Raw genomic sequence first — 26,752 nt, forward strand, 5'->3', positions numbered from 1 at the left:
AGGCGATGAATATTCATCTGACCATTAATTTTTAATTATCATGATAGAATTAGCTAGATTCTCTATTTGGAATAGCTGGATCTACCGACAAATGTGCAACATGCTCATGTACAGACAATAGTGCTTGTTCAAACACCTCTGTTAAATGATGGACAGGAATAATATCGATACCTTTTACCTTTTCTACCATTGCATTCATATTTTCTTTTGGCACAATCACCGTCTGAACGCCTGCTTGTTTTGCTGCCTTGATTTTTGGAATTACGCCGCCAATTGGCTTTACGTTGCCGTGCAGACCAATTTCTCCTGTCATTGCTACCGTGTGTTTGATTGGGACTTCATAAATTGCTGAGTAGATCCCTGTTGCCATAGCAATACCAGCAGAAGGTCCATCGATTGGCACACCTCCCGGAAAATTCACGTGGATATCATACTCATCGGCTGGCACATCCATTGAGCGAAGAACCGTTATGACATTTTCAATTGAGCTTTTAGCCATACTTTTACGACGAATAGACTTCCCTTGAGTCCCTATACTTTCCTCTTCAACGATACCCGTAATAATAATGTTCCCTTTCTCTTTTGCAGGAATCGCTTTGACCTCAATTTCTAAAAGTGCTCCAGAGTTGGGCCCGTACACGGCTAATCCATTAATAAGCCCCACTTTTTCCTCATCTGCAATTTTCGGATCGTGTCTTGGAGATAGTTGACTAGAATGAACAATCCATTCAATATCTTCATTTTTAATGTCCGTTCGTTCCTCTGATATCGCTAGTCCAGCCGCAATTTGCATCATATTAACCGTTTCACGTCCATTGCGTGCATATGTAGAAAACAGAGATAAACCTTCTTCTGATATATCCATTCTGACTTTATTTGCTGCTTTTTTTGCAACTGTAATAATTTCGTCGCGATCAAGCTCACGGAAAAATACCTCTACGCATCTGGAACGAATGGCAGGCGGAATTTCATTAGGCGTTCTAGTCGTCGCACCAATCAAGCGAAAGTCGGCTGGTAAACCATTTTGAAAAATATCGTGAATATGTGTTGGAATTTGTGTATTTTCTTCGCTGTAATAGGCGCTTTCCATAAACACTTTTCGATCTTCTAGAACCTTTAACAGCTTATTCATCTGAATAGGATGGAGTTCTCCAATTTCATCAATAAATAAAATTCCCCCGTGTGCATCTGTAACTGCTCCTTGTTTTGGCTGCGGAATTCCAGCTTGGCCCATAGCGCCTGCGCCTTGGTAAATGGGGTCATGCACTGATCCAATTAAAGGATCTGCAATGCCTCGCTCATCAAAACGCGCCGTAGTTGCATCTAACTCTACAAATACAGCTGCTTGTTTAAAAGGTGATTTTTTATTTTTCTTTGCTTCTTCTAACACTAAACGTGCTGCTGCTGTTTTTCCTACTCCAGGCGGCCCGTATACAATAACGTGCTGTGGATTAGGACCGCAAAGGGCAGCCTTTAGTGACCGAATTCCATCTTCTTGTCCGACAATATCGGAGAAGCTAGACGGCCTCACACGTTCGGCAAGCGGCTCAGTTAAAGAGATGGCTCTCATCTTCTGCAGTTGCTCCATTTCTTTCTTTGAATCCCGGTCAATTGAGACTTTTTGCGTACGCTGATTGCGTAATAAATTCCAAAAATATAAGCCAATGATGATACCAAAAAAGAGTTGGACCATTAAGGCAATATTCGTCCAGTTCATAGATAAACCTCCTGCGCAGTTTAGTAAGATAATTATCAGTTATTATCTCCCTGCAGCAGTAGGAATAAACAAGATTCTAGTAAAAAGTAAAATTTAGTTGTCCTTCATCAACAGAAAAAAGCCGGGTACTCAAATTGAGTACCCGGCTTTTTTTATGCTGATGTTTTGCTGCCTTCTTGAATAGTAGATCCGTCTTCTAATACGAACTTAGGAGCCGCTTGATCACGAACTGTTTCACCTGTGATAATACATTTTGTAATATCATCACGTGAAGGAAGATCAAACATTACATCTAACATAATACCTTCAATGATTGAACGTAGACCACGAGCACCTGTTTTACGCTCGATTGCTTTTTTAGAAATTTCTACTAAAGCCTCGTCTTCGAACTCAAGTTCAACGTCATCAAGTTCAAGCATTTTTTGATATTGTTTCACTAGTGCATTTTTCGGTTTTGTTAAAATCTCAACTAGCGCTTCTTCATCAAGAGGCACTAAGCTAGCAGTAACCGGTAAACGACCAATAAACTCTGGAATTAAACCAAATTTTAATAAATCTTCCGGTAATACTTTTGCTAGTAACTCTTTTTCTGTAAAGTCTTGTTGTTTTGTTTCTGAACCGAAACCAATTACTTTTTTACCTAGACGGCGCTTAATAATAGGTTCGATTCCGTCAAACGCACCACCGCAAATAAATAAGATATTTGTTGTATCAATTTGAATAAATTCTTGATGAGGGTGTTTGCGTCCACCTTGAGGAGGAACACTTGCTACAGTACCTTCTAAGATTTTAAGAAGAGCCTGCTGCACACCTTCACCTGATACATCACGTGTAATAGATGGGTTTTCAGACTTACGCGCTACTTTATCAATTTCATCGATGTAGATGATACCTTTTTCAGCTTTCTCCACATCGTAATCAGCTGATTGAATTAATTTTAATAAGATGTTTTCAACATCTTCTCCTACATAACCCGCTTCTGTTAGAGATGTTGCATCTGCAATCGCAAACGGTACGTTTAAAATACGAGCCAATGTTTGAGCTAGTAAAGTTTTACCGCTTCCTGTAGGTCCAATTAATGCAATATTACTTTTTGATAACTCAACGTCATCAATTTTACTGTTTGAATTGATTCGTTTGTAATGGTTGTATACTGCAACAGATAACGATTTTTTCGCATCCTCTTGACCAATTACATACTCATCTAAAATGTCACGAATTTCTTTTGGTTTTGGTACATCTTTAAATTCTACTTCTTCTTCTGTACCTAACTCTTCTTCTACGATTTCCGTGCAAAGTTCAATACATTCATCGCATATGTAAACACCTGGACCCGCAACTAACTTGCGTACTTGTTCTTGTGTTTTACCACAAAATGAGCATTTTAACTGCCCTTTTTCATCGTTAAATTTAAACATAATTTTCACCCCTTGTAGTATTTACTAAAGTGCTCGAAGCTGATTTCTATCCGCGCTATAGCCCAACAACATGAACAACTCATCTATTTGTAGGTAAATGCCCCTCTTTATCACATAGTAAAAGCGCTATGAAAAGATTTGTATTGCATTTTACCATACATTTTCTTGAATAGATACTAAAACGTTTTATGTATATGTTGTTGATGAGCATAACAGAATGAAGATCTGCTATTATATAGTGTCCTCTTATTGGGCCTATTTCATAACCACGGATTTCAAACAATGGGTTAAAGCTGCTTCTACGGTGTTGGTTATGATATAAAAAAACTATTGAAGTTTATAAAACAAGGCACGATCAAGTCGCGCCTTGTTTCTTACTTACTATTATGCAACAGCTTTGCTGTTTTCTACAAGAAATTCAACTGCTTTACGTACTTTCATGTCTTCTTTAATGCTATCAAGACTGCCAAGCACTTTCTTAATTTCTTCGACAGGCATGTTGTACATTCCTGCCATGTTTTCTAATTCTTTTTCTACTTCTTCTTCGCTTACTTCAAGATTTTCAGCTTTTGAAATAGCTTCTAGCGTTAAGTTGATTTTCACACGCTTTTCAGCATCCGGACGCATTTGGTCGCGAAGAGCTTTTTCATCTTGACCTGAGAATTGGAAGTAAAGTTCAAGGTTAAGACCTTGCATTTGTAAACGTTGTTCAAACTCTTGCATCATACGATCCATTTCAGTGTTGAACATTGCTTCTGGAATTTCTACTTCAGCATTTTCAGCAGCTTTTTCTACTAAAGTGTCGCGAAGAGCTGATTCTGCTTGGTTTTCTTTATCGCTTTGTAATTTTTCTTTTGTTTTTGCTTTTAACGCTTCTAAAGTTTCTACTTCTTCATCTACGTCTTTTGCAAACTCATCGTCTAAAGCTGGAAGCTCTTTAGATTTGATTTCATGTAATTTCACTTGGAATTTAGCAGCTTTACCAGCTAGCTCTTCAGCGTGATACTCTTCAGGGAATGTTACTTCCACTTCTTTTTCAGCGCCTACTTCAAGACCAACTAGTTGCTCTTCAAAGCCAGGGATGAATGTGTTAGAACCGATTTCTAAAGAATAGTTTTCGCCTTTTCCGCCTTCAAATGCTTCGCCATCAACGAAACCTTCAAAGTCGATTACAGCTGTATCGCCTTCAGCTACTGTTCCTTCTTCTTTAACAACTAGTTCAGCGTGACGCTCTTGAAGTGTTTTTAATTCAGCTTCAACGTCTTCGTCTGTTACAGTTGTATCTACTTTTTCTACTTCTAAGTTTTTGTATTCGCCTAATTTAACTTCAGGCTTAACAGTTACTTTAGCAGTGAAAACTAGAGGTTGTCCTTTTTCAATTGTTTCAACATCGATTTCTGGACGATCAACCGGCTCGATACCAGCTTCAACAATTGCATTGCTGTAAGCTTCAGGTAATAAGATGTCTAGTGCATCTTGGTATAAAGACTCTACGCCAAAACGTTTTTCGAAAAGTGGACGAGGCATTTTACCTTTACGGAACCCTGGTACGTTTACTTGTTTTACAACTTTTGTGAATGCTTTATCTAAGGCTTTATCAAACTCAGCAGCTTCAACTTCTACTGTTAAAACGCCTTGATTTCCTTCTTGTTTTTCCCATTTTGCAGACATGAATGTTTCCCTCCAAAATCATTTTAAGTAGTGATTTCTAAATTAGATAATGCAGATAGCCTATCAGTTCAAACCTCAATCATTATCTATTTAACTCCCTACTACTTTAAAGTAAGTAGGAATGTAATGTAAAGATGAAATTCTACTATACGTATTTAAGTGCATTTTACAACCATTATATTATAACATACAACAATGACGTTTCAACTAAACACCACATTTTATATAAAAGAAATTTCTTCAATTTCTTTTAGCTCTTTAATTGCCTTTCGTAATTCAGCTGCGGAGAAACTTCCGTCTTCCTCTGCTACAGCTGCATCTGACTCTTCTCCTTGCATCATCAGACTAACAGCATACACCGCTTCTGTCCAAAGTTTTACATTATCACCCGGTAAAAACGGAAATGTTATAAATAAATGACGCTGCCATATTTCAACGGCAACCTGCAGCAATGTAGGATTTTCATGCTCCAGCTTTTCCGTCAGCTGCGCTTCTACTTGCTCGGCAAACAAATACGGTGTTGTTCGTTGAAGCTGAAGCGCATTTACTTTTTTCGTCTCTCCAAACTTACTAATCATAAAATCAATGTCTACTTCTTCTTCCATGACTGTTTTTAAAGCGACTGTTTTTACGATAGGGTGAATAGCTTCAGATGAAAATAGCTGTTCCAGAAAGAAGCGCTGCTTTTCAATTCTCTTTGTTTTTAATGAATGAACCCATTCAAGCTGATCTTGAATATTGTCTAGAGCTGTGAATGATTTAAACTGCTCTATCTGTTCTTCTTCTGTTTGTTCTTCTATGACTTGTTCTTGATTCATTCTATTTTTGCAGAACTCCAATAGCTGATAAAGCTGTTCAGCATGTTCAGAAGGGAGTTTGTGTTCTTGAATAACTGCTTGTAGAGTGACATATCCTTCATGATAATGACCAAGCTGAATTAACACCATGAGGTACATTTGCAAATTATGATAATAATCGCCAATATCTTCTTTCAGCATTTGCTCACATAATTCCTTAGCTATGCCTGCATCACCGAGCTCCACGTGACAAATAACAAGGCCAAGCAAAATTTCATGATGCTTATTATCAAGTTCGTAGGCCTGCTCAAATAAAGGAAGTGCTTCTTGAAATTGCTTGTGCTGCATATGTTCTGTAGCTTTTTCAACCAACCGTTCTTTTAATAGAGGAAAAGCTACAATTTTGTTTTGTTGTTCATTCGACATGTTTTCTCCCCACTTCGCGGTCCATTTGCTTTACAGTTTAGCAATTGAATTAACGGAACGCAAAAAAATCGAGCAAAATCATCATTTTGCTCGATTTTTGGTTAATATCTTACCGTTTTTGCTTCATAAGCAGAAATGTCGTCTTCAAAAGAAAGCGTATAGCCAATTTCATCATATCCGTTAACAAGCATATATTTCCAATGGCCATTAATCTCAAACGTACGTTCAAAACCTGCTTCATCGGTAATTTTTTGCTGATGAAGATCGATTGTACAGGCGTAAGAAGCACTTTGAGACTCTTTCATTAAATAGGAAACATCTTCTTTTGGTAAAATAATAGGTAAAATACCATTTTTTAGACAGTTTTGTTTAAAAATATCCGCAAATGACGGTGCGATAATGGCACGGAACCCATAGTCTAAAAGCGCCCATGGAGCGTGTTCACGTGACGAACCACACCCGAAGTTCTCGTCAGCTACAAGAATTGTTGCTCCTTGATTTTGAGGCTGATTTAGTTCAAACGTTTCATTTAACGTTTCATCTTCATTATATCGCCAATCAAAAAAGAGAAATTGGCCAAAGCCAGTACGCTCAATTCTTTTCAAAAATTGCTTTGGGATAATTTGATCAGTATCTACGTTTGCTCGGTCGAGACCTGCTACTTTTCCTGTATGGATTGTAAAAGCATTCATCTGTGTTCTCCTCCTTATCGCACCGCTTGTTCTTGTAGTTTGCGTACATCAACAAAATGTCCATATACCGCTGCCGCTGCTGCCATTACCGGGCTTACTAAATGCGTTCTGGCACCTTTTCCTTGACGTCCTTCAAAGTTTCGATTAGAAGTGGACGCACAGTGTTCGCCTTGTGGAACTAAGTCAGAGTTCATGCCTAGACACATGCTACAGCCCGAGTCTCTCCATTCAAAGCCTGCTTCAATAAAAATAGCAGATAACCCTTCTTCTTCAGCCACTCGCTTTACTTTTTGAGAACCTGGTACAATCATCGCTCGCACATCTGGTGACACTTTCTTTCCTTTAATAAAGGCTGCCACGTCACGAAGATCAGACAAACGAGCATTTGTACATGAACCGATAAATACATGCTGAACTGGGATCTCTTCTATTGCCATGCCGGGCTGTAAGCCCATATACTCAAGTGCTCGTGACAAAGACTTTTTCTCAGCTTCTGTTGTACACTCTTCTAATGTAGGAACTTGCTTGCTAACATAAGAACTCATCGCCGGGTTTGTTCCCCATGTTACAACAGGCTCAATTGTATCTGCATCAATTTCTAGCGTTTCATCGTATGTTGCACCTTCATCTGTTGCTAAAGCTGCCCAAGCTTCCACTGCTTTTTCAAACTGTTCTCCTTTAGGAGCATACTGACGCCCTTTAATATAAGAGAAAGTAACATCATCTGGACTGATTAAACCAGCTTTTGCACCGGCTTCAATAGACATATTACAAATAGTCATGCGCTCTTCCATTGAAAGGTCGCGAATACATTCGCCCGTAAATTCTACGATTGAACCCGTTCCAAAATTCACGCCGAATTTTTGAATAATTGCTAACACAATGTCCTTAGCATAAACACCAGGCTGTTTTTTGCCATTTACTTTCACTTGTAGCGTTTTTGGTTTCGCTTGCCATAGCGTTTGCGTTGCTAAAACATGTTCTACCTCACTCGTTCCTATACCAAAAGCAAGCGCTCCAAATGCACCGTGAGTAGATGTATGGCTATCTCCGCACACAATGGTTTTTCCAGGCTGCGTCAATCCTAATTCCGGTCCAATGATATGCACAATTCCTTGCTCTTCGCTTGTTAAATCTAAAAGCTTCACACCAAACTCATGACAGTTTTCAGATAGTTTGTCTACTTGTTTCTTTGCAATCGGATCTTTAATATTAAAACGGTCAACCGTTGGAATATTGTGATCCATTGTAGCAAACGTTAAGTCCGGACGCTTCACTTGACGATTTGCCACGCGAAGACCTTCGAATGCTTGAGGAGACGTTACTTCATGAATAAGATGAAGATCGATATATAATAAGTCCGGCTTCCCCTCTTCTCGACGTACAACATGTTGTTCCCAAAGCTTATCAATAATTGTTTTTGGTTTCATACTGCTCCTCCTTTCTGATTATGAAAAACGTTTCTCACAAAACGTGAGAAACGCATGATTAACTGTAAGCTGTCATAATGCTTGAAATGGCAGAATCGTTGGCAATAACCGCAGTTATTGCATCCACCATTTTATCGGTACCTAAATAATGATTACCGTCTGCTAAGTCAGCTGTTCGATGACCTGCATGTAATACACTTTCAACCGCTTGTTCAATCACCGCTGCTTCTGTTTCTAATCCAAATGAATGTCTAAGCAACATTGCTGCAGATAAAATAGCAGCAATCGGATTAGCTTTGTTTTGTCCAGCAATGTCTGGTGCAGAACCGTGAACCGGTTCGTATAAAGATGGACCATCAACCGTTAAACTCGCAGATGGAAGCATCCCTAACGATCCTGTCAGCATAGAAGCCTCATCACTCAAAATATCACCAAACATATTTTCAGTTACCACTACATCAAAATATTTCGGATTACGAATTAACTGCATAGCAGCTGAATCTACAAGCATATGCTCAAGCTCTACATCCGGGTAGTCTTTTGCTACTTCTTCAGCTACTTCACGCCACACTCGACTAGACTCAAGCACATTCGCTTTATCAACCGACGTTACCTTTTTACGTCGATTTACAGCCGTTTCAAACGCTTGGCGAATAATCCTTTCTATTTCTGTACGCTTATAAAATAACGTGTCGACAACCGTCTCTTCATTTCCTTCTGTTCGACGCTCGCTAGGCTGACCAAAATATAAGCCCCCTGTTAGCTCACGAACGATAATGAAGTCAACACCTTCAATGTATTCTTTTTTCAAAGGAGAGGCATCTGCTAAGCTATCATAAAACGTCACTGGACGAAGGTTAGCATATAAATCCAATTCTTTTCGAATAGCTAGCAAACCTTTTTCTGGTCGCAAATGTGAAGGGTTACGATCCCATTTTGGCCCTCCAACGGATCCAAGTAAGACGGCATCCGCCTGCTTACAAATCTCAATTGTACTTTCTGGAAGAGGTGTGCCAGCCTCATCAATTGCAGCTCCGCCAATTAATCCATACGTAAACTCGAATTGATGATCAAAGCGCTCTCCAATTGCTTTTAAAACGGCAACAGCGCCTTTGGTTACTTCTGTTCCTACGCCGTCACCTGGTAATACAGCGACTTTTTTTGTCATGGTGGTCTCTCCCTTCAGTTCACATTACTTCTTGCTTTGTACGATGCTGCTGAATAGCGATTAATCGATTAATGGCATTTAAATAGGCTTTCGCTGACGATTCTAATACGTCAAATGCTACTCCGCGTCCGCTTGCTTCAGTTCCTTCGCTTTCAACCTTCACAAATACTTCAGCCAGTGCATCCGGACCGCCGTTAATAGACTGAATACGATAGTCTAATAGTTTGACATCTTGCTCAACACAGCGCTGCAGCGTATTATAGATAGCTTCCACGCTTCCAGATCCCGTAGCTGCTTCTTGAATCTCTTCGCCGTTTTCTTTGCGAAGCGTAATCGTAGCCGTAGGAATATTGTTCGTACCATACTGAACTTGCAGACTTTCAAGCTTATATTCACTGTCTTTGCTAACTTGCTTTTGAATGACTAATGCCAATAAATCATCGTCGGTAATGTCTTTTTTCTTATCTGCTAAGTCTTTAAACTTCTCAAAAAGCACGTTTGCTTCTGTATCTTCCAATGTGAACCCAAGCTCTACTAAGCGTGTACGGAACGCATGACGACCAGAATGCTTGCCAAGCACAATCGGATTTTGTTTAACACCCACAAGTTCTGGGGAAATAATCTCATATGTTAACGGATTTTTTAAGACGCCATCTTGGTGAATACCTGATTCATGAGCAAAAGCATTTTTTCCGACAATTGCTTTATTTGGCGCAATATTCATTCCGGTAAGCTTACTGATAATGTCACTCGTACGCTTGATTTCGGGCAAGATCAAACCTGTGCTCGCTTGATAGAAGTCTTGACGGACATGAAGCGCAAGTGCTACTTCTTCAAGAGCAGCGTTACCGGCACGTTCTCCGATTCCGTTAATCGTTCCTTCAATTTGAGTAGCTCCTGCTTCAATAGCAGCCATTGAATTAGCAACAGCTAGCCCTAAGTCATCGTGGCAGTGAGCTGACAAATCGACCTTATGAATATTTGATACATGTTCTTTTAAGTAATTAAATACGGATTGATAGTCACCAGGCGTGATAAATCCTACCGTATCTGGAATATTAACGACTTTTGCACCAGCATCAATAACAGCTTCTACAATTCTAGCTAAAAACGGTAAATCTGTGCGACATGCATCTTCAGCAGACCATTGAACAACCGGGAATTTTTTACTTGCGTATTTCACCATTTCCACTGCTGTTTCAAGTACTTCATCAGGTGTTTTTTTCAATTTATGCTGCATATGAATTTCGGAAGTAGCGATAAAAACATGCAGTCTTGGTTCTGCACTTTCTTTTAACGCTTCCCATGCAATGTCAATATCTTTTGTAACAGACCTTGCAAGGCCTGTTACAGAAGAATTTTTGACAATAGACGCAATTTCTTTTACGGATTGAAAATCACCTTTTGAAGAAGCTGGAAATCCGGCTTCAATAATGTCGATACCTAATCGCTCTAACTGCTTAGCAATTTCAAGCTTTTCTTGTAGGTTCAAATTGACTCCAGGTGACTGTTCACCATCGCGTAGCGTCGTGTCAAATAGTTTAATTTTTTGCACTAGCGATCACCGCTTCTTTCTTTTGTTTTTTAACAAATGGCATCATTTCACGTAATTGAGCGCCAACTTTTTCAATTAAATGTTCGTTTTCACGGTTATTGATAGCTGTAAATTCTGGACGATTTGCTTGGTTTTCTAGGATCCAGCCTTTTGCAAATTTACCTGTTTGGATATCTTCAAGCACTTTTTTCATTTGTTCTTTTGAACGCTCATCTACAACGCGTGGTCCTGAAACGAAGTCACCCCATTGAGCTGTATCAGAGATTGAATAACGCATGCCTTCCATTCCGCCTTCATACATAAGGTCAACAATTAATTTTAATTCGTGTAAACACTCAAAATATGCAACTTCCGGTTGGTAGCCAGCTTCTACAAGCGTTTCAAAACCAGCTTTAACTAATGAAGTTAAACCGCCGCAAAGTACTGCTTGCTCACCGAAAAGATCTGTTTCTGTTTCTTCTTTAAACGTTGTTTCTAATACACCCGCACGAGCTGAGCCAATTGCTTTAGCATAAGCTAATGCTACGTCTTTTGCTTCGCCAGTTACGTCTTGGAATACTGCGAATAACGCCGGTACGCCAGCTCCTTCTTCATACGTTCTTCTTACAAGGTGACCAGGACCTTTTGGAGCTACTAAGAATACGTCAACGAATTCAGGTGCTACGATTTGATTAAAGTGAATGTTAAAACCGTGAGCAAATACTAAAGATTTCCCTGGTTTTAATCCTGGAAGAATTTCTTCGTTATAAACTTTTGGCTGATGCTCATCTGGAAGTAATACCATTACTACTTCTGCTTGTTGAACTGCTTCTTTTACAGATAATACAGTGAAGCCGTCTTGTTCTGCTTGATCCCATGATTTACCTTTACGTAATCCTACTACCACGTTTACTCCGCTGTCGCGTAAGTTTTGTGCGTGAGCGTGACCTTGTGAACCATAACCTACGATTGCTACTGTTTTACCTTGTAATAATTGATCCTTTGCATCTCCGTTGTAATATACCTTTGTCATAATAAATCTCTCCTCTTAGTTTATATAGTTTTATATAGTTTACTTTTTTAGTAACTAGCTAGAATTAAATGATTGATGAAAGTTTGGCTGCTGCTTTTTGCGTACCGCGCGGAACAGCAACTGTCCCTGTGCGCGTTACTTCTTTTAATCCATAAGGCTGAAGTAAATCAATCATCGCTTCAATCTTGCTGGATTCACCTGTTACTTGAATAATTAAGCTGTCGCGGCTTACATCAATGATGGTTGCACGGAAAGGCTCAATTACTGCATAAAGTTCGTTACGGCTCGCAGGTGTAGATGCTACTTTCATTAAAGCAAGCTCTCTTGACACCACGGCTTGATCCGTAATATCTTGAACTTTCAACACGTCAATCTGCTTGTTTAACTGCTTAATCACTTGTTCAGCAGCATTGTCATGCTCTACGTTTACGACAAACGTCATGCGTGATACATCTTCAGATTCAGTGTGTCCTACCGAAATACTCTCAATATTGAAATTTCTTTTTGTAAATAACCCCGTTACGCGATTTAAAACGCCCGCACGGTTTAATACAGTTGCTGTAATGATTCGCTTCATGGTTTCACCCCTACCATTTCATGTAATCCTTTTCCAGGTGCAACCATTGGATATACGTTTTCTTTAGGTGCGACAAAGAAGTTTAGTAAAACAGGTCCATCTGTTTCCATTGCTTCTTTCAGAGCCGCATGCGCTTCTTCTTCAGTAGAAGCTTGTAAACCTTTGATATCATAGGCTTCTGCAAGCTTCATTAAATTAGGCTGATTCGGAATTAAAGAGTGCGAGTAGCGTTCTTCATAGAAGATTTCCTGCCACTGACGAACCATTCCAAGCGACTGATTGTTAAGCACAACCACTTTAACAGGTAAGTTTAATTCTCTAATAACCCCTAATTCTTGAAGCGTCATTTGAAATCCACCGTCACCAACGACTGCTACAACTGTTTTATCTTTATTTGCCAGCTGAGCGCCGATTGCAGAAGGTAATCCAAAGCCCATGGTGCCAAGGCCACCTGAAGTTACCCATCGATCTGGATTATTAAATGTGTAGTATTGAGCTACCCACATCTGATGTTGCCCAACGTCCGTTGTAACAACGGCATCTCCATTTGTATATTTGTGAAGCAACTCAACTACTTTTTGTGGTTTCAACACGTCCGCTGAGTTCTGATACCATAATGGATATTCTTGTTTCCACGCCGCTAATTTCTCATGCCATTTCGTATAATCTCCAACTTCTCCTTCTTGCAGAAGCAATTGCTTTAATACTTCTTTTGCATCTCCAACAATTGGAATCTTGGTTGGAACATTCTTTCCAATTTCCGCTGGGTCGATGTCAATGTGAGCAATTTTTGCATTTGGTGCAAAATGCTTTAAGTTACCTGTTACTCGGTCATCAAAGCGCGCCCCGATACTAATGAGAAGATCACTCTCATAAATTGCCATGTTTGCTGTGTACGTTCCGTGCATGCCAGCCATTCCTAAATGAAGCGGATGATCTGCAGGAAAACAGCCTAACCCTAAAAGCGTATTAATAACCGGAATATTTTGACGCTCAGCATAATTTTTTAATTCTTCTGAACCTTTACTCAATAATACTCCCGCACCTGCTAGAATAACAGGTTTCTTTGCAGCTGCTACTGTGTCTGTTAACTTTTTAACCTGCAGCTGATTTGGAAAATAAGTTGGCTGATAGCCAGGTAAATCAATTTCTCCTTCGTAATTAAATGTTCCATCACCCTGTGCCATATCTTTTGGAATGTCGATTAAGACTGGACCAGGTCTTCCTGTTGTCGCAATATGAAATGCCTCTTTGATGATTCTCGGCATGTCGCTGATATTGCGTACTTGATAGCTATGTTTTGTAATTGGCATTGTGATTCCTAATACATCTGCTTCTTGGAACGCGTCAGAACCAATTACACTTGAAGCTACTTGACCAGTAAAAACAACTAAAGGAAGTGAGTCAATCATCGCATCTGCCAAACCTGTTACGATATTTGTTGCACCAGGACCACTTGTTGCGATAACTACACCGGGTTTACCTGAAATTCTTGCGTACCCTTCTGCTGCGTGAATTCCACCTTGTTCGTGACGAGCAAGTACGTGAAACATTCCTGAACCGTATAGCTTATCGTAAATCGGTAAAACGGCTCCCCCTGGGTAACCGAAGATGACGTCAACGTTTTCTCTTCTTAGAGATTCAATCAACATGTCAGCTCCATTCATTTGTGCCCCAGTGCTTACAGGTTCTTTCGTTTGCATATTGGCTCCCACTTTTCTCATCCTTTCGTTTTCTAGATAAAAGAAAAAAGACTTCTCACCCCTAAATAGACCCTATCAAATGATATAGGTCAAGGGGCGAAAAGTCTTTTGTACTTTACGCGGTACCACCCTCGTTTGTAATCGAAATGATTACCTTATGAATGTATACTGTACATTCTTTTTGATAACGAGTGCTTTGGAAGTACACTCGGTCGCCCTTACTGAATTTCAGGGTGACACTCTGAGGTGAGTTCATTTTGAGTTGGTAACGCCGGCTTCCAGCAACCCGACTCTCTGTTGATACCTAAACATCAAAACTACTTATCCTCTTCAACGTTTTAAAACGCTATATGCTTTTTGAACAATGCTTTACACATCATATTTTAATTTAATTACAATTAATTAAAATTTTTAGAAAACTTATATTTGAGGACTATCTTACGCCCATTTCTATGCATAGTCAACCACTTTTCAAGATTTTTTTAGACAATTTAGACTAAACAGAATATTTGAATGCGTTTTCATTATTGATGCAATAAGGGTTTATAGCCACTCAAAAAGTTTTTCTGAAACGTTCATTTGTACACACTGAATGAACAAACATTCACTTTTAAGATAAATAAAAAAATCCCGGCTTTTACTAAAAAGTAAAAGCCGGGATTTTTTTCTAGACGTCCCAGGAGAGATTCGAACTCCCGACCGACGGCTTAGAAGGCCGTTGCTCTATCCTGCTGAGCTACTGGGACATAATGTTAAACTGTATCAAAGACAATACTTATTATATTCAAATATAATTTAAAAGTCAACGTTTTTTTGAAATTTTATGAGAAGAGAGGTAAAAAACCTTCTCTTCTCCCTATATTTGGCTATATTATGCTGAAAGTGTACAGGTTAACTGCATGCTAGGAATATGTTTACCGCTTATATCGTAAAACTGCACGGTAGCTTCTGTACCATCCATTACTAGTATAGCATACGTACGTTCTTTTCTCATACGAGGAAGTAACATACTTCCTGGATTGATAAATAAAACTCCGTCCATGAGCTCAGCTCCCGCTATGTGAGAATGCCCAAAACAAACAACGTTTGCCCCCACTTCTCTCGCTTTGTAATGCAGATTCATCATAGACATTTTAACATTATATAAGTGACCGTGTGTAACCAGACACGTGGCTTCTCCAAGTGACTCTACTCGATCATTGACGTAAGATGCATCATAATCACAATTTCCTCGAACGCCTAAAAACGAAGACATTTCTTTGCTGTCTTGTGGCAGCTCAGAGTCACCACAATGAATCATCTTATCTACATCAGCATGTCTTTCTCTGATAGTGAGCAGTTCTTCTTGTAACCCGTGGCTATCGCTTACAATTAATAGTTTCACACGTCATCACTCCTTCTAAAATTGCGCATCAATTAGCGGTGCTAGTTTTTCTAACGCATTTGCTCGGTGACTAATTTGATTTTTTTGTTCTTTAGACAATTCTGCCATGGAGCAGTTCCATTTTTCTACAAAGAAAATAGGATCGTATCCAAAGCCGTTCTCGCCTCTTTTTTCTTCCAAGATGCGCCCTTCACACGTGCCTTCTACAAGCTCTGTTCTCTTTCCAGGCACTGCAATAGCAAGCGTACAATGAAAACGTGCCGTGCGTTTTTCAAACGGCACGTCATGTAATTTTTGAAGTACCTTCTCTATATTAGCATTATCATCTTTATTTTCACCAGCATAACGCGCGGAATAAACGCCTGGCTCTCCGTTTAAGGCATCAATAGCAAGCCCAGAATCATCGGCAATAACCGGCTTATTTAATGCTGATGAAATGGTTTCTGCCTTTAGCGTGGCGTTCTCTGCAAATGTAACGCCCGTTTCTTCCACGTCCTCAATTTCAGGAAAATCAAGAAGCGATGTTACTTTAAATCCCTTCGGTGAGAATAGTGTTTCAAAATCCTTTACTTTGCCTGCATTTTTAGTTGCAATAATGATTTCATGCACGTTAATCCCTTACCTTTCTTTAACCGGAATGTAAGCAGCCAGATGATCAAGAACTTCCTTTTGCTGTTCAATCAATTGATAAACACCCTTTTCCCCTAAATCCAGAAGATGGTTTAACTGTTCTCTCGAGAACGTCGATTCCTCTCCCGTTCCCTGTAATTCTACAAACTGTCCGCTTCCTGTCATCACAATATTCATGTCAACTTCCGCTGTCGAATCTTCTTCATAATTTAAATCTAAAATCGAATTTTCTCCATGGATACCTACTGAAGTCGCAGCTAAATAGTCACGAATAGGAATTTCTGTCAGCTTGTTCTCTTCAACCAGCTTTCCAAACGCTAAAACCATAGCCACAAAGGCACCTGTAATGGATGCTGTTCTTGTTCCTCCATCTGCTTGAATAACATCACAATCAATCCAAATGGTCTTTTCTCCGACCTTTTCCAGGTCGACTACAGAACGAAGAGCTCGTCCGATCAGACGCTGAATTTCCATTGTTCGTCCTGTGACTTTACCTTTTGTTGATTCGCGTATATTTCTTTGTGCCGTAGCTCGAGGCAGCATAGAATATTCAGCTGTAATCCATCCTTTTCCTTGTCCACGCATAAAAGGAGGCACTCTGTCGTCTATGCTTGCTGTACAAATAACCTTTGTGTCTCCCACCGAGATTAATACAGATCCTTCTGGATGCTTTAAGTATGAAGTATGAAGAGATACAGGTCTCAATTCATTAAATTCCCTACCGTCCAAACGCATTAAGCATGTCCTCCTATTAATTCATTTATATGTAATAGCTTCTTCCATTTTAACTATAAAACAGCGGAAAGAGGTCGCTATTTCAGCAGACCTCTTTCTACTTAGTCCTTTACTAGTATAACAAAAATTTGTTTTTAAAAACTACCTGTGTTCACATTTTTAGGTCTTGAAACTGGCTCCGTTAGCTTGTTCCCTTTTTCATCTTTTAGCGTTTTTTTGCCATTCACCTTAATGGCAACGCTGTCTACGGCTTTTTGTTCCGTCAGCGATAACACCAAGGAGTCGAGAACATACTGAGAAATTTCCGTTCCTTTTAAATTTCCAAAGATGTTTTTATTAAAGTTCAGCGTTAACTGACCGTCCGCATACTTTGGAGCTGCTACGAGCTTTGCATCAGGATTAAAATCTGTCACTAAACCTGATGCAGGCGCAGGTCCTTCTACAAGCTCGTTCACAATTGCAGTGTACATATCTTTGTCATCAGAAGCAATTCGTTTTGTAACAGGAACATAGTAAGTTTGTTTGCCCTCTTGAGCTAAGTAATAGATCGTAACTGGCTTCGTTTGGGTTACGTCAACTACTCCAGTATTATCAAAGTTAATGCCATCTGCTCTGCTCAACCCTTTACTGATTGGTGTATGATTTACAGGCATCTCATCTTTATCATAGCCGTTAATGCGAATTTTAACTTTATTTACGCCTTCAAACTGCGTCAGCGTCCACGTTACGGCCTGTAGGATACGGAGTTCATCTTCTTTTTTATATTCAGCAAATTCAGGTGAAAAATCTGCTACCATCGTGCCGTCACTTTCCAGCTTTGTCCCTAAAACTCTTGTATCAGCAGGAAGAACCGCTCGGAAATTATTTGGCAATAAGTTTGTGACTGGTCCACCCTCTACTAAATATTCAAGAGACTGTTTAGCGACACCTTTTGATTTAGGAATTTCAAGCGTCTGGGGAACAACGTACCCGTTTTTATCAATTAAGTAAATTTCTCTTTTGGTAGGCGCAGATGTTTCTGCTGCTTTACTTTGTTTTTTATTAGCTTCCGTTACTTTCGCTTCAGTCGCTAATGATTTTTCATCTTTCACATAGGTGACATCCTTTGGCGGATCAATTTCCTTTGCTGCGTTATCCCCTCCGAAAAGTCCACAGCCGGATAACAACACAGATGTGGTCACCACGGCGGATATGAGAACAAATTTGGTCTTTTTGGACATTCCTTTCCCTCCTCAGACTGTTTGTACTACTATGTATACGAGCTTATTTGCATTTTAGACCAGCTCAAACAAGTTTTTGGCCACAAAAAAACCGAGCTTAATATGCTCGGTTTTAAAGCTTGATATGCTCAACATTATATACAGGGTGCTCAAACCATTTAGATGCAATAGATTGAAACAGTTCTGTTGAGCCTGTTGTATAGAAGTAGTGTTCGGGCTCCATGCTTCTAGGAGCTAGTAAATTGCTATAAGAAAGAATGGCACTTACCTCTATTGCCGTTTCTTCACCAGAACTGATTAACTGAACTCGAGGCCCAATTGCTTCTTGAATAACTGGCTTTAATAACGGATAATGCGTACATCCTAAAATAAGGGTATCCATATCTGTATGATAAAAAGGTTTTAATGTTTCTTTTACAATTCGCTGCGCTTCCGGTCCTTCATAATTACCGCTCTCTACAAGAGGTACAAACAAAGGGCATGCTAAATTTTCCACTTCCACTCTCGTATGAAGAGCGCGGAGTGCATGTGTATAGGCTTGGCTTTTAACGGTTCCGTTTGTGCCGATTACGCCTATTTTATGATTTTTAGTTACTTTAAGCGCAGCTCGTGATCCTGGTTCAATGACGCCTATAACCGGAATATCGAGCTGTTCTTGAATTTCATCTAGTACAACTGCCGTAGCCGTGTTGCACGCAATAACAAGCATTTTAATATCTTTATCTACTAAATAATTAGTCATCTCCCATGTGAAAGCTCGTACTTCTTCACTGGGACGAGGACCGTATGGGCAGCGTGCTGTATCTCCAATGTACATAATTTGTTCTTTCGGAAGCTGTCTCATAATTTCCTTTGCTACCGTTAATCCGCCCACACCTGAATCTATAACACCAATTGGTCTACTCAAAACAATCGCCTCATTTTTCTTTCATTTCATCATGTAATTTTCGTAACGTTACTCGTAAAACTTCTGTTTCACTAGGAGAGAAGTTTGCCAGTACGCCATTTAAATACGTTTGTCGCTTTTCAATTACTTCTTCGATAACACGTGCTCCTTCAGGAAGCAAATGAATACGCACTACGCGGCGGTCTTTCGGATCTTTGACCCGAACCACCAACTTATTTTTTTCCATACGATCTACTAAATCTGTCGTTGTACTACAAGCGAGAAAAATCCGATTTGATAAATCGCCAATCGTCATATCTCCACGTTCAAACAGCCACTGCAAAGCAATAAACTGAGGTGGCGTAATCGTATAGTCTTCTAAAATTTCTCTTCCTTTTTGCTTCACAATAGCTGCAATATGTCGAAGTGACTTTTCTAATTCTGCCACTGTATCCTCATTATTTTTTGCTGTCATACCGTAATCCTTTCCACCTATAAGTCTTATTTTCTATTATTTCTTTCAGTTAAACCCGTCTCTATTGTTTCTCTTTTCTATTTTATATTGTGCTCTTTTTTCGGTGATTTTTCAAGGTTAACATGAGGATTCTACAACGTTCAGCATTAAAAAACAGCTGCTCCATAAAAGGAGCAGCTGTTTCTATTAATTATTGATATACAGCTCGAAAACTGAGCTGAAATCTTTTGTTGTGTAGGCTGTTTTTTTATCTAATAACCAAGAAAACGCGGCTTCGTTAATTTCTTTAAATTCACCAGCAACACTTCCACTTGTATTTCTTGTACTGCTTAGCGTAGAAGAAGCTAGCTGAATGCTTTGTTTAGCAAAATCGAGCGCAATTTCATTTTCACGCGTTATTTCAGACATTTTAAACAGCGCTTTATATAAATCTTTTACCTCTTCTATATGCTTTTTGTGTACATCGATAGAAAAAGTTTCCGAGCCAATTTTAAATTTAATTTCCACATCTAAATCGACAGTTCCAGCCGTTTCTAGCATTACGTTTGAAATGTGATTTGTGCTGTAGTTATAGCGGCGAAGCATTCGCTTTTTACTTGTAGCACTTGTTCCATCAAGGTGAATGAGCGCTTTATTGGTAAAGCAATATTCATCTGACTTTGATTTGATTAGAAAATAAATTTTTTCTTGTTCTTCATGCATAACGTAATCGTCTGCATCTACCTTGTCATAATCAACTGGCTTAATAACAGAACCAATATCACTTAGCCCCAATACATCAGCAGCTACTTTTCCAAACATTTCCCCATCTCCCTTTTAAAAACGATTGTGTTATTTTCATGTTTTAAGTGTACTGTGCAAATGAGGGGATGTAAATAAAAAAAGGAGCTTCTTTAAAAGAAGCTCCCCATTTATTAAAAGAACAAATTTAAAATCATATAGATAAGTGCAGCTAATGAAGCTGAAATTGGCAATGTGATAACCCATGTAATCACCATGCGCTGTGCAGTTCCCCATTTTACACCTTTCACTCGGTGAGCAGAACCTACACCTAAGATAGAAGATGAAATAACATGAGTAGTACTGACAGGTAGATGAATAAATGTTGCTCCAAAGATAATGGCAGCACCCGTTAAGTCCGCAGCTACTCCATTAACAGGACGAATTTTCATAATTTTACCGCCAACGGTTTTAATGATTTTCCATCCACCAATTGACGTTCCAAGCCCCATTGCGACTGCACAAGCCAGCTGTACCCACCACTGAATCTCAGTACCGCTTTGCATATTGTTAGCAATAAGCGCTAGCGTAATGATACCCATTGCTTTTTGCGCATCATTCGTACCGTGTGTGTAAGATTGTAGAGCTGCAGTCAGGATTTGAACGCGGCGAAAACGCTTATTCGTTTTCGTCAAGTTATGGTTTTTAAACGTTAGCTTGATAATCGTATAGACAATATAACCTACTACAAAGGCTAGAACTGGTGAAATTAGAAGGGCTTCAATGATTTTGATGAAACCTTTGTAATTTAAAGCACCAAATCCAGCAGCTGCAATAGCTGCTCCTGCAATCGATCCAATAATTGCATGAGAAGAACTACTCGGGATACCGAAATACCATGTGATTAGGTTCCACGCGATAGCAGAAATTAATGCTGCTAAAATAACGACAGAACCATTTTGAAGCGTATAAGGATCAACGATATCCTTTGTAATCGTTTTGGCTACGCCCGTAAACGTCATAGCCCCGACAAAGTTCATGGTTGCGGCTAAAAGAATTGCATGTCGCGGTTTTAAAGCTTTGGTTGAAACAGAAGTCGCAATGGCATTAGCTGTATCGTGAAATCCGTTGATAAAGTCAAAACCAAGTGCACCAACTACAATTAGAATGGTTAATATTAGCATTGAATCCATTATACTATAGCCCCGTTACGCATTCTTCATAATAACTGATTCTAAGTTGTTCGCAACCGTTTGACAATAATCCGCGATTTCTTCTAGCGTTTCATAAATTTCTTTATATTGAATAACTTTAATTGGATCTTTACATGTTGCAAATAATTGTTTTAGTGCACGACGATATAATGTATCACAATGTGACTCATACTCTTTAATTTTAATTGCATGCTCACTAATTTGAAGAAGCTTTTTCTCAGACAACAAATTAATAGTAATTAAAATTTCTTCAGCACAGCCTTGAATATTTTTAACAAATTCAGCTACATATTCATCAAATGTCGTAATTGAATGAATTTCCATTAAAGCAGCAAAGCTGTCGATGCCATCAAGTACATCATCCATGCTCATCGCTAGCTGTAAAATATCTTCACGCTCAATTGGAGTAATAAATGCTTTGTTCAACTCAGTAATCACTGTATGCACGTATTTATCACCTTTTGATTCATACGCTTTTAAAACGTTGGCAAATTCCTTTAGGTCAGATACATTTTGAAGTTCAAAGCTGCCTAAAAACTCCGCTGAGTCCTTAATATTTTGGGCAATGTCCATTAACATTTCAGAAAACTTGTCTTTTTTTCTTTTGATCACGTTGCAATCCTCCATCCAATTTATCGAAACTTTACCACTCGTTTTTTCTCTCTATCTTTTTATATGTGTTCTAGTTTCTTTTTTCATTTAAAGTAATGGATAAAACCTAGCTGTTCATTACTATAACGAGAGAAACCACCTCTCTTGTGTATCAAAAAATTCTAAAAAAACAAACGTTTACCAGAGCAAAAGTCCCAAAATGTGGTTCTTTCACCTATAGGTTATGCGATTCATTTTTTTACGCCAAGTCAAAAATTACTCCTATTATTGTTAATTGTCAATAACTTTTCAAACACATTTTTTTAGGCTTCTTTACAATACATTAACAATAATACGTTGATTCCTTTTAAAATAAGGGTTTTCAGAGTTTGTATAAAATTGGGATTTACAAAAACTTAACATTACTCCCCTTGTGTAAATAATAAAAGCCAGCTCTTTTAGAACTGGCTTTTATTATTTACTTATTATATTGCTGAAATACATTTTTTACTTTCGGCACGACGTAATGACTTCCGCCTTTATCCTCTACCCCTTCAACCATCATTGAAACGAGTAAGTTTTTCTGTTTTGTGTCCACAGCTACAAACCATCCGTTTTCCTGCCCTTTTTCACCTTGAGTTTTCTTTAGCTCTGCTGTTCCCGTTTTTCCAGCCAGGGTTAACCCATCTATCTTTGCTGCATGACCCGTACCGTTTTTATCTTCAATGACATCAACTAAATCATTTTGAATTAATTGCGCCGTTTCTTTAGACATTACTTGTTTTTTCCATATTCCACTCTCATCACCGTTCATAAGAATAGGCTTTACTATGTTTCCATCGTTTACAATCGATGTATACATCAATGCCAAGTGGAGAGGATTCACTTGCAGTTTCCCCTGGCCATAGCCAGAGTTTGCTAATACTCCCTCATCTTTAATATCTTGATCACCTGCAATTTTAGACGTTTCAAAAGGATAATTAACAGGCAATTTTTGATTAAACCCAAACTGTTTTAAACCACTGTTAAATTTGTCTAAACCTAGCTTCAAAGCAGTCTGCGCAAAATAAATATTATCAGATGTAACATAAGCATCACGTAAATTAACATTCGGTTTGCTGCCCACTCGTGTTACGTAGAAATTTCCCCAGCTTTTATCTTTCTGCCATTTCTTCCCGCTGATTGATATACTTTCATTTGGATTTAGCACGTCTTCATCAACCGCTAAAGCTCCGGTGACTAACTTAAATGTAGATCCCGGAGAATACGTTTTGGTAAAACGATTCATTAACGGCTTATTAGGATTCGTTGAAAGGGATTGATACGTATTAGCATCGATTCCAAAAGAAAAAGAATTTGGATCAAAAGCTGGCGTGCTTACAAGACCTAATATTTCTCCCGTTTTAGGTTGAAGAGCAGTAGCTACTCCTTTTTCATCTTTTAACTGTTCATAAAGGGATTTTTGAACATTCGTGTCTACCGTAACCTGAATGCTTTCCCCGTCTTTTGGATTCACTTTTGCAATTTCATTCTTTTTATTACCATCTTTATCTACAGTATAAATCGTGACGCCGTCTCGAGCACGAAGCTTATCTTCATACAAAGATTCTAAGCCAATCATTCCAGCTTTAGACTGAGCATTATAACCTTCATCTTTATGCTCTTTTAAATATTCAGCTGTGACAGGCGCAACGTATCCAACTAAATGAGCACACGCTTCTTCACAAGGATATACGCGCGCATTCACCTTTTTTTGTTGAATGCCTTCTACTTTTTTCAAAGAATTCTCTAAATTAGAGGCGTCTTTTTGACTAACTGTTTTAATAGGAACAAATTGATTCTCTTTCACCCAAGAAGCGCTCAGTGCTTGATTAATACTTTTTTCTGAAAGAGCAAGAGTCTTGCTTAATTGTCGTATCGCTTGCTCGCCGCCTTTAGAAAACTGCTGGGGAACAACTCCAACTTGAATCGCTTCTCCGTTTTGAGCTAAATATTTCCCTGAACGATCCATAATTTCTCCACGCACAGCTGACTGAGTAGCTACTCTTACTTGCTCTCCTTGCTCAAGTCCTTTAAAAATCATATTAGGCTTCCAATTAATATACCAATTCTCTGTATCCCCTTGTTTTTCTTGAACCACAGCAGCATTTTCTTTAAATGAGATTTCACCGGCTACAGAGTTCATGTTTACTTCAAAAGGTAAAACAGCTTTATGGTCTTTTATTTCTAAGTCTTCTATTTTACTTGCCTTCACTTTAAGCTTGTCCGCTTCAATTGCATCATAGATATTTTTATATCGATTTACAAAGTCTTTTTCTGAAATCGTCTTTTTAGCATCTTTAGACAAGTATCCATACATACCTTCAAAATCTTCTTTATTCCACATGGCTACATATTTATCAAATCGATCCTGTGCTTTCTGTTGATCATTTGAGCAACCGGCAGTTATGAGTAAGAGAATTGCCATAGTAAAAAATAGCCACCCAATTCGTCTCATGATGATTTTCCCCCTTTTTTCAATACCATTTCTATCATATAAAATTTTACATAAACTTTCCATCAGAAAGTTACATCCAGGAATTAATTGGTATTACAACCCACTTAATTTACATATCGACAAAAAAATCAATAGGTAAATAAGAAAAAAATTGAACATTTTGTGAATATTTTGTGTCTTTTTTGGAAAGTATTTGATATAATAAGTGTAAGAAGAAAAAGAATAGGAGGCGACTAAAATGAGAAGATTCTTACAGTTTTACTTTATGTTTAGTTCTCTGTTCTGTTTTGGAAGCGTTTTCGTCCTACTTATGTCTCAAGAATATTATTTTGCACCGTTATTCCTCACACTGGGCTGTTTAAATATTTTTCTCTTTAAAGTATATATTCAAGAAAGTCGAAAAGATAAACAAGCTGCACCTGAAAAACCAAAACCAACAATTTAACGGACTCGTCTCTCGGCTGAGATGAATGTAAAAGAAGAACCGGTGAATTTTTCACCGGTTCTTCTTTTACGAGGTTGAAGCTTTTGGAAACCTATCGTTTGCAATAATCTCACCGATGCTTTCACTCTTTCCTTCACCCTCATCAATATTTAAAAGCGGGAACAATAACTCTCCTACGTGATAAGCTTCTTCTAAATGCGGATAGCCTGATAAAATAAAAGATTCAATTCCTAAAGCTTCATATTCTTTTATTCGTTTCGCTATATTTTCAGCACTGCCTACCAGGGCAGTTCCTGCACCTCCCCGGACGAGCCCCACACCTGCCCATAAGTTAGGGCTAATCGTAAGTTCCTCTCGGGTTCCTCTATGAAGGCTCGCCATTCGCTGCTGCCCAACTGAGTCATACCTTGCAAAAGTACGCTGTGCAGCTTGAATTGTGTCGTCGTCCAAATGCTGAATTAATCGATCGGCTGCTTCCCAAGCTTCTTCTTCCGTTTCCCGTACAATAATATGCAAACGAATCCCAAACTTAACGGTTCTGCCTTCTGCTTCTGCTTGCTTTCTCACAGCCGTTATTTTTTCTCTTACTTGTTCAGGAGGCTCTCCCCACGTTAAATACACGTCAGAATGTTTTGCTGCAACTTTTTGTCCTGCGGGTGAAGATCCGCCAAAATAAATAGGTGGAGAAGGTTTTTGAACAGGTGGATACAACAGCTCACTGTTCTCTACATGAATATGTTTTCCTTCATAATTAACCGTATCTCCAGCCAATAACCCTTTCCACACATCTAAAAATTCATCCGCAGCTTCATAACGTTCATCATGTGATAAGAAAAGGCCGTCTCCGGCTAATTCTGCTGGATCTCCTCCTGCTACTACGTTAACTAGTAAACGACCGTTTGAAATTCGATCAAGAGTCGAAGTCATGCGCGCTGCCACGGAAGGAGCCATAATGCCCGGACGTACAGCTACTAAAAATTTCAAACGCTCTGTTTCAGGTATAAGTGAAGCAGCCAATAGCCACGGGTCTTCGCATGATTTCCCCGTTGGAATCAGAACTCCTTCAAATCCTAACCGGTCAGCTGCTTGAGCAACTTGCCGAAAATATGAATAGTCTGCTGAACGACCTCCTCGATTTGTCCCTAGATATCTTCCATCTCCATGGGAAGGAATAAACCATAACATTTTCATGATTCAACACTCCTTTTCGTTTGTTCTAGATGATATTCAAGCTCTTTTAATGAACGTTTAATTCTCGCTTCTGCTTCTTCCGCAATAAACTCAATTTCATTTTCTTTCGTATAGGCCACCTCAGAATCAACAATATAAACTCCATGAATAAGAGCAGTAGCTCCTAAAACGGATAATGTCGGCTTAAATACATAATCAAGAGCCAGTAGATGAGCAATGGTTCCCCCTGTAGCTATCGGCAGCACGGTTTTATTGTGCAAACCTTTTTCAGGTATTAAATCTAAAAATGTTTTTAAGATTCCTGTGTAGCTAGCTTTATAGATTGGGCTGACAATAATAACGGCATCAGCATCTGCCACTTTCTTTTGAGCTTCTTGAATCGCAGGGCTAGAAAAGTTAGCATATAGTAAGTCTTCAGCTGGTAGATCGCGGACATGCACGGTTTTTACTTCATGTTTTTCATTTTGCAGATATGCTGCAATATACTCACTTAAAGCAGCTGACCTTGATTGTTTTGAAGGGCTTCCCGTAATAATTGTAAACTGACTCATTATCATCTCTCCTTTTAACTTATAAAACTGATAGATTTACAAGGATT

General features: G+C 38.9%; 24 protein-coding genes, 1 tRNA gene and 1 other annotated feature. Of the genes, 1 reads left to right on the forward strand and 24 read right to left on the reverse strand.

What is annotated here, in order from left to right; translation table 11 throughout:
• Positions 1 to 49 precede the first annotated feature (49 nt).
• The 22 genes from lonB to WKH56_RS04265 all read right to left on the reverse strand — a co-directional run bounded on the left by lonB (position 50) and on the right by WKH56_RS04265 (position 24,518).
• Positions 50 to 1,717 carry an ATP-dependent protease LonB gene (gene lonB, locus WKH56_RS04160; RefSeq protein ID WP_028411731.1) on the reverse strand — a complete coding sequence of 556 codons (1,668 nt, stop codon included), beginning with the start codon at positions 1,715 to 1,717 and terminating at the stop codon, positions 50 to 52.
• A gap of 152 nt (positions 1,718 to 1,869) precedes the next feature.
• Entirely contained in the window at positions 1,870 to 3,135 is a 1,266-nt protein-coding gene (gene clpX / locus WKH56_RS04165) for an ATP-dependent protease ATP-binding subunit ClpX (protein WP_013059367.1), read from the reverse strand.
• A 384-nt stretch (positions 3,136 to 3,519) separates the two neighbouring features.
• The gene (tig, locus tag WKH56_RS04170; RefSeq protein WP_028411732.1) at positions 3,520 to 4,806 is read right to left on the reverse strand and encodes a trigger factor; all 1,287 of its coding nucleotides are present in this window, start codon (positions 4,804 to 4,806) and stop codon (positions 3,520 to 3,522) included.
• A 221-nt stretch (positions 4,807 to 5,027) separates the two neighbouring features.
• Positions 5,028 to 6,029, reverse strand: a complete 1,002-nt coding sequence (locus WKH56_RS04175) for a tetratricopeptide repeat protein (RefSeq protein WP_033579642.1) — start codon at positions 6,027 to 6,029, stop codon at positions 5,028 to 5,030.
• Positions 6,030 to 6,130: 101 nt separating this feature from the next.
• Positions 6,131 to 6,721: a 3-isopropylmalate dehydratase small subunit gene (gene leuD / locus WKH56_RS04180; protein ID WP_048019708.1), complete on the reverse strand. Its 591-nt coding sequence runs from the start codon at positions 6,719 to 6,721 to the stop codon at positions 6,131 to 6,133.
• A gap of 14 nt (positions 6,722 to 6,735) precedes the next feature.
• Positions 6,736 to 8,151 (reverse strand): 3-isopropylmalate dehydratase large subunit, encoded by a 1,416-nt coding sequence (leuC, locus tag WKH56_RS04185; RefSeq protein WP_028411735.1) that lies wholly within the window; start codon positions 8,149 to 8,151, stop codon positions 6,736 to 6,738.
• Positions 8,152 to 8,209: 58 nt separating this feature from the next.
• Positions 8,210 to 9,319 carry a 3-isopropylmalate dehydrogenase gene (gene leuB / locus WKH56_RS04190; RefSeq protein WP_028411736.1) on the reverse strand — a complete coding sequence of 370 codons (1,110 nt, stop codon included), beginning with the start codon at positions 9,317 to 9,319 and terminating at the stop codon, positions 8,210 to 8,212.
• Positions 9,320 to 9,338: 19 nt separating this feature from the next.
• Positions 9,339 to 10,874, reverse strand: a complete 1,536-nt coding sequence (locus WKH56_RS04195; protein ID WP_025750618.1) for a 2-isopropylmalate synthase — start codon at positions 10,872 to 10,874, stop codon at positions 9,339 to 9,341.
• Positions 10,861 to 11,886, reverse strand: a complete 1,026-nt coding sequence (gene ilvC / locus WKH56_RS04200) for a ketol-acid reductoisomerase (RefSeq protein ID WP_028411737.1) — start codon at positions 11,884 to 11,886, stop codon at positions 10,861 to 10,863. Before ilvC ends, WKH56_RS04195 begins: the two co-directional genes overlap by 14 nt.
• A 64-nt stretch (positions 11,887 to 11,950) precedes the next feature.
• Positions 11,951 to 12,463: an acetolactate synthase small subunit gene (ilvN, locus tag WKH56_RS04205; RefSeq protein ID WP_013059375.1), complete on the reverse strand. Its 513-nt coding sequence runs from the start codon at positions 12,461 to 12,463 to the stop codon at positions 11,951 to 11,953.
• Positions 12,460 to 14,187, reverse strand: a complete 1,728-nt coding sequence (gene ilvB / locus WKH56_RS04210; RefSeq protein WP_230683453.1) for an acetolactate synthase large subunit — start codon at positions 14,185 to 14,187, stop codon at positions 12,460 to 12,462. The genes ilvN and ilvB overlap by 4 nt, the downstream gene beginning before the upstream one ends.
• Before the next feature lie 68 nt (positions 14,188 to 14,255).
• Positions 14,256 to 14,509: a binding site (T-box leader), on the reverse strand.
• 329 nt (positions 14,510 to 14,838) lie between these two features.
• Positions 14,839 to 14,912, reverse strand: a tRNA-Arg gene (locus tag WKH56_RS04215).
• Positions 14,913 to 15,037: 125 nt separating this feature from the next.
• Positions 15,038 to 15,550: a metallophosphoesterase gene (locus WKH56_RS04220; protein WP_028411739.1), complete on the reverse strand. Its 513-nt coding sequence runs from the start codon at positions 15,548 to 15,550 to the stop codon at positions 15,038 to 15,040.
• A 15-nt stretch (positions 15,551 to 15,565) separates the two neighbouring features.
• The gene (locus WKH56_RS04225) at positions 15,566 to 16,159 is read right to left on the reverse strand and encodes an XTP/dITP diphosphatase (RefSeq protein ID WP_048019706.1); all 594 of its coding nucleotides are present in this window, start codon (positions 16,157 to 16,159) and stop codon (positions 15,566 to 15,568) included.
• A 9-nt stretch (positions 16,160 to 16,168) separates the two neighbouring features.
• Complete coding sequence (gene rph / locus WKH56_RS04230) at positions 16,169 to 16,915, reverse strand: ribonuclease PH (RefSeq protein WP_033579641.1); 747 nt, start codon at positions 16,913 to 16,915, stop codon at positions 16,169 to 16,171.
• A gap of 134 nt (positions 16,916 to 17,049) precedes the next feature.
• Positions 17,050 to 18,135, reverse strand: coding sequence for a GerMN domain-containing protein (locus WKH56_RS04235; protein ID WP_048019705.1), 1,086 nt, complete (start codon positions 18,133 to 18,135; stop codon positions 17,050 to 17,052).
• Between the two features lie 112 nt (positions 18,136 to 18,247).
• Positions 18,248 to 19,042 carry a glutamate racemase gene (gene racE, locus WKH56_RS04240; RefSeq protein WP_028411743.1) on the reverse strand — a complete coding sequence of 265 codons (795 nt, stop codon included), beginning with the start codon at positions 19,040 to 19,042 and terminating at the stop codon, positions 18,248 to 18,250.
• A 10-nt stretch (positions 19,043 to 19,052) separates the two neighbouring features.
• Complete coding sequence (locus tag WKH56_RS04245) at positions 19,053 to 19,496, reverse strand: MarR family winged helix-turn-helix transcriptional regulator (RefSeq protein WP_013059382.1); 444 nt, start codon at positions 19,494 to 19,496, stop codon at positions 19,053 to 19,055.
• Between the two features lie 186 nt (positions 19,497 to 19,682).
• Positions 19,683 to 20,297 (reverse strand): PH domain-containing protein, encoded by a 615-nt coding sequence (locus tag WKH56_RS04250; RefSeq protein ID WP_013059383.1) that lies wholly within the window; start codon positions 20,295 to 20,297, stop codon positions 19,683 to 19,685.
• 113 nt (positions 20,298 to 20,410) lie between these two features.
• Positions 20,411 to 21,409: an inorganic phosphate transporter gene (locus WKH56_RS04255; protein WP_028411744.1), complete on the reverse strand. Its 999-nt coding sequence runs from the start codon at positions 21,407 to 21,409 to the stop codon at positions 20,411 to 20,413.
• Between the two features lie 15 nt (positions 21,410 to 21,424).
• Positions 21,425 to 22,057 (reverse strand): DUF47 domain-containing protein, encoded by a 633-nt coding sequence (locus WKH56_RS04260; RefSeq protein ID WP_029711160.1) that lies wholly within the window; start codon positions 22,055 to 22,057, stop codon positions 21,425 to 21,427.
• A 442-nt stretch (positions 22,058 to 22,499) separates the two neighbouring features.
• Positions 22,500 to 24,518, reverse strand: a complete 2,019-nt coding sequence (locus WKH56_RS04265; protein ID WP_048019704.1) for a penicillin-binding transpeptidase domain-containing protein — start codon at positions 24,516 to 24,518, stop codon at positions 22,500 to 22,502.
• A gap of 238 nt (positions 24,519 to 24,756) precedes the next feature.
• Here WKH56_RS04265 and WKH56_RS04270 point away from each other — a divergent pair, with 238 nt between their 5' ends.
• Positions 24,757 to 24,963 carry a hypothetical protein gene (locus tag WKH56_RS04270; protein WP_013059387.1) on the forward strand — a complete coding sequence of 69 codons (207 nt, stop codon included), beginning with the start codon at positions 24,757 to 24,759 and terminating at the stop codon, positions 24,961 to 24,963.
• A 66-nt stretch (positions 24,964 to 25,029) separates the two neighbouring features.
• On the opposite strand, the gene ssuD is transcribed toward WKH56_RS04270, so the two are convergent.
• On the reverse strand, positions 25,030 to 26,154 hold the full coding sequence (ssuD, locus tag WKH56_RS04275) for an FMNH2-dependent alkanesulfonate monooxygenase (protein WP_033579638.1): 1,125 nt from the start codon (positions 26,152 to 26,154) through the stop codon (positions 25,030 to 25,032).
• A complete protein-coding gene (ssuE, locus tag WKH56_RS04280; protein WP_028411747.1) occupies positions 26,151 to 26,705 on the reverse strand; it encodes an NADPH-dependent FMN reductase in 555 nt (184 codons plus the stop codon). Before ssuE ends, ssuD begins: the two co-directional genes overlap by 4 nt.
• Between the last annotated feature and the right edge of the window lie 47 nt (positions 26,706 to 26,752).

This window comes from Priestia sp. SB1, assembly GCF_038898415.1.